Source organism: Longimonas sp. (assembly GCF_046498435.1).
GTDB lineage: Bacteria > Bacteroidota > Rhodothermia > Rhodothermales > Salinibacteraceae > Longimonas.
Genome location: NZ_JAWOAR010000297.1, coordinates 1 through 4,818, shown reverse-complemented (window position 1 = coordinate 4,818; position 4,818 = coordinate 1). Strand labels below are relative to the sequence as shown.

At 62.9% G+C, this 4,818-nt stretch carries 2 protein-coding genes; both read left to right on the top strand.

What is annotated here, in order from left to right; all coding sequences use genetic code 11:
* Positions 1-679: transposase (locus R6U20_RS11555; protein ID WP_410338010.1), on the top strand; the 679-nt coding region annotated here is incomplete at its 5' end.
* A gap of 413 nt (positions 680-1,092) precedes the next feature.
* Positions 1,093-4,347: an efflux RND transporter permease subunit gene (locus tag R6U20_RS11550; protein ID WP_410338009.1), complete on the top strand. Its 3,255-nt coding sequence runs from the start codon at positions 1,093-1,095 to the stop codon at positions 4,345-4,347.
* Positions 4,348-4,818: the final 471 nt, after the last annotated feature.

Sequence of the window (4,818 nt, the reverse complement as noted above, 5' to 3'; positions counted from 1 at the left end):
CGACTGTCTGAACATCTACGACGGAGCGACGTCGGTTCAGCACAAGTGCTACGCCCATCACCTGAAGGCGATTTCGCGGGCACAAGCCGACTATACCGCTCAGACCGGTGTGTCATCCACCGGCGTGTCATCCACCGGCGTGTCATCCACCGGCGTGTCATCCACCGGCGTGTCATCCACCGGTGCGAAGTCCGCCTATCTGGCAGCGGTCCGAGCCCTGCTCAAAGGAGCGCAGGCCCTAAAAAGCGTTCGGGAGGACCTGGATGCGGAGGCGATGCCCCCCTCCGTATTTGAGGCGAGATGGAGCGCGTTGGAAGCCACCGCGGATCGGCTCCTTCAGTCGGGTCGAGCCGATTCGCTAACTGAAGACTCGCTGACGGAAGGACCTCTCACCGAAGTCGAAGACAAGATCCGGCGCCGGCTGAAAAAGCAACGGGATCACCTGTTTACCTTTCTGGAGGTGGAGGCCGTGCCCGCAACGAACAACCGGGCTGAGCGGCGGCTTCGTCCGGCGGTGATCCGACGAAAGCTCAGCAGTGGCACTCGCACCCCGCGTGGCGCACAGGCGTTTGAACGGATTGCGAGTGTGGTGCAGACGTGTGTCCAACAGGGACGTTCGGTGATCGAATATCTACGAGCGACGATGTCGCACGGCATCGAACCCCTCCCCCTGCGCTAAACACGTACACGTGACACAGCACTGCAGACGGGGCAGAGCTCCTGAACAAGTGCGTCACAAGGCAGAGGACCGTAAGTCATGCTGGTTGTGCCTTGCGACGAGCGGGGCGGGAGTTGGGTTGGGGGTGGCAGGAGCGTCCTCCTCATCGCGCTGATGGGGGAACGGGTGCCGAATGCTACTGGCTCTGCCGGTGTCTGGTCCTGGGATTCATCCCTAACGGAGCATGCGGAGTTGGGATAAGAGAGTGCGAACTGCGAGCCGAGACTTCTGCGATCCACCTCGCTCGTTTTCACCTCCGCCTTGCATCTAAAAGCGCAGGTAGCCACATTGGTACTACCCTCATGCATGTCTGTACGGTATACAACGGTATACAAGAGGGATACACCGCGCATCCTGCTATTCGGATCGGTTCCATGACCCACGTTGTCACATCGCTTTTACGGCGTCCGGTGGCCATTATGGCCTGGGCGGTAGCACTGTTGGTGGCCGGGAGTTGGGCAGCCACGAATGTACCGCTGGAATGGGTGCCCCAGGTTGAACTGCCGGTGGTGCGCGTGAGCGCGTCCTGGCCGGGAGCCTCGCCGCGCGCTGTCGAACAGTACGTCACAGCGCCCATTGAGCGGGCGGGGCAGGCGGTGGAGGGTACTGCCCGCGTAGAAAGCCTCTCGCAGGAAGGACAGACCACCGTTACGCTGGAGGTAAGCGAGTCGGTCGATCTGGGCGCGTACGTCGCCCGGCTCAACGAACAACTGGCCCTGGTGCGGCGCGATCTGCCCGACCGCGTCACGCCGCGTCTCACCAAGCAAATCCCTGAAGAACTGCGCGACGAGCAGGGCTTCATGACGCTTCAACTCATCGGGCCGCAGGCACCGGGCACGCTGCGCCGCTGGGCCGACGACCAGCTGGCTCCACAGCTTAGCGGCCTTTCGGGTGTAGCTGATGTCGTGGTCGAAGGCGGCACCGAGCGCGAGGTGCTCATTACGCTCGACCCGGTTCGCCTGTCGGCGTACGGGTTGGAAGCAGGGGCGATGCGCGCTCATATCGCCGATGCGCTCACAGACCGTGTGTACGGACGCTTGCGGGGGCGGGGAGAAGCCGCCTTGTTGCTTAGCGAAGCCCCCGAATCCGTCGATGCGCTACGTCGTGTGGTGGTGCGCGATGGCCTGTCGGCAGGCGACGCCTCCGCGCGCAATGGAGAGGCCCGCCCCATCCGGCTGGGCGACATTGCCACGGTACAGCGTGGCCCCGCCCCGCGCCGCTCCATCAGCCGGATCGACGGGCAGCCCGTCGTAACGCTCACCATCGACCGCGCTCCTGCCAGCCACATGCTGGAGGTGGCGCAGCGCGTAAATGATCAGCTGGATGCGCTGGGCCCCCTCCTGCCCGACGACGCCCGCCTCATCGTGGCCGATGACCGCAGCGAGTCGGTGCGCGCTGAACTGCGCGACCTGCAGTGGCGTGGTGGACTGGGCCTGGTCCTGGTGGCGCTGGTGCTGCTTATGATGCTGCACAGCGTGCGAGCGGTGGGCATTGTGCTGATTAGTGTGGCGGTGGCGCTGGCCGTTGGCATCGCGCTTATGGGACCGCTGGGCCTTACGCTGAATCTGCTTACGCTGGCCGGACTCGTGCTGGTGTTTGGCATTCTGGTGGATAACAGCGTGGTGATGGTGGAGCAGCTTATGCTGCAACGCGACCGGCTGGCTGTGCGCGGATATGAGGGCATGGAACTGGAAACCGAGGCCACTCGCGAATCCCTGAAGGCCGTGTGGCTTCCACTGGTAGGGGGCACCTGCACTACCATGGCGGTGATGGCCCCGCTCGTGTATCTGAGCGGCGAACTGCGTACGCTCTTTCTCCCGTTTGGCGTGCTAACAGCCATCACCCTGGCCGCGTCGCTTTGTACTGCCGCCCTCGTGGTACCGGTGATGGGGCGCTGGCTCCCGCCGCCCGAACCCGACTGGCGGCTTCCAGAGTGGATACGCACGCTACTACGCTGGCCCTTCTGGGCGGCAGCGCGCCTGCCGAAAACCACGTGCGTGGTGCTGCTGCTCGTGCTGGGCACGCCCCTCTGGCTGTTGCCCCGCCAACTAGAGATGCCCGACGACGAAACCAGTCCCCGGGCGCGCCTGGCAGGGGTCTACAACGCAACCCTCGGCAGCGATACGGTGCGCGATGCGCGCGAGTGGCTTGATCCTGCACTGGGTGGGGTGGTGCGGCCCTTTATTGAAGAGACCGACTTCGGCGATCAGTGGGATTTTGATACGCAGCCCTCCGTTTCGGTGCGTCTGGGCTTTCCACCGGGCAATCCCATCCACCGGGCCGACTCGCTCATGCAGCGTTTCGAGCAGGTGGCGCTGGCGTCCGAATCCGTTGAGCGCACCATCACACGCATCAGCGAGCGCTCGGCGTTTATGCAGGTACGCTTCTATGAGCCTGCACTGGAAACCGCTGAGCCCTACATCGTGCGCGAGGAACTGATTCAGGAAGCCGTGCTGCTGGCAGGCATTCGCGTGTCGGTGGGGGGACTGCTGCCGCAGGGCTACTTCAGCGGGGTGGGAGGCATGGCGTCGGGCTACACCATTGAGGCACGTGGGTCGAACTATGACGACCTGGAGGCGCTCACCGAACGCTTTGCCGAGCGCCTGCGGGCCGGAAGCCGACGCGTGGCCTCCGTTAATACCAATGCCGGACGCTTTGGCCGCCAAACGCCCCGCGAGGTGCTTTACCTGGATTGGCCCGCTGCTGCCACCGCCCGTACGGGGCTTCGTGCACAGCATATTGCTGGCGAGCTCCGACCGATGCTCTCCACCCGCTTCCCGGCGCTCTACGCCGACCTGGAAGGCGATACGCAGTTGCCCCTCCGCATCGTCGTTGAAGATGCCGAGCAAGCGGACATCGACACGTTTGTCGACCGCCCGCTGCCGGTGACCGACTCTACGCAGGTTAAACTCAAAAGCGTAAGCGATTATGCGGTAGAGGAGGTGCCCAGCCAGATTGAGCGCGAAAACCAGCAGTACAAACGCTACATCCGTGTCGATTATCGCGGGCCGAACCGCATGGGAAGCGAGTACATCAACGAGGTGCTCGATGGCTTTCAAACACCGCCCGGCTATCGCATCGAGCGCAGCCAAAATATGTTCTTCACCGAAGAAACGCAGCAGGCCTTTGGGTGGGTGCTGGCTTCGACCGTGCTGCTGATTGTGCTGGTGACGGCCATCGTGTTCGAGTCGTGGCGCCTGCCGCTGCTGGTGTTGGTGAGCCTGCCCCTGGCGGCCATTGGACTTGCAGTCGGCTTCTGGTGGGCCGATGTCGCCTTTGCCGAAGGCGCGTTCATTGGCGTAGTGCTGCTGGTGGGCATCGCCGCGAACGACGCCATTCTGCTGGTGGATCGCTACCGCCAGCTGCGTGACGAGCGTCTGCATGGACGGCGCTCGCTGCTTGTGCGCCTGGCCGTACGCGAGCGGCTGCGACCGATGTGGACGACCACGATCTCCACCTGCGTGGCTATGCTGCCGCTGCTGGTCTTTCCCGCCGAAAACGACTTCTGGGTCGGGCTCGCTGTAACCGTAACGGGCGGACTCCTGGCGGCTACGCTGCTTGCGCCCGTGGCTACCGTGGCCCTGCTCTCGATTCCGGAGCGATGGTCGCGTACCGCACAGGCTTCGTAAGGGGGATGCGAGGGGCGCTGCACGGTGGAGGTGAATTCCAAATGCCTGTGCGCGTGCATAGAGCTATGAGGGTTTTGAACACCACTGCTGTGTCAACCCTCATTTTGATGGTTGTCTTGCAATCAGTGATCAAGTCCCCACGAAGTCTGTCATGGTGAGCGCAGTCGAACCATCTCCTTGTCATTCAGAAGATACGGCGGGACAGGGGATCCTGCCAACCTTGGTGGAGATCTTTATTCACTGCGTTCATCAGTCGCTTCGCTCGTGTCAGGACTCCGCACCTGCTAAGTAGGACAGTGAAAGTGCGTTACCTGGTCATCCGTGGCGATTTTGTTTGAGGAGAGCTTGGTACCCCGAAGAAGATCCCGGATCTCCGCTCCGCTTCGTCCGGGATGACTTTGGGGAGAGGGCAGTGCTCAATGTGAGAACAATCACTTTCAACCCAGCGCCTTTTCAACCCAGCGCCTTTTC

What these genes read in the sequence shown, in the direction of transcription:
- R6U20_RS11550 (WP_410338009.1), top strand. Translation starts at nt 1,093, where the DNA reads ATGACCCACGTTGTCACATCGCTTTTACGGCGTCCGGTGGCCATTATG.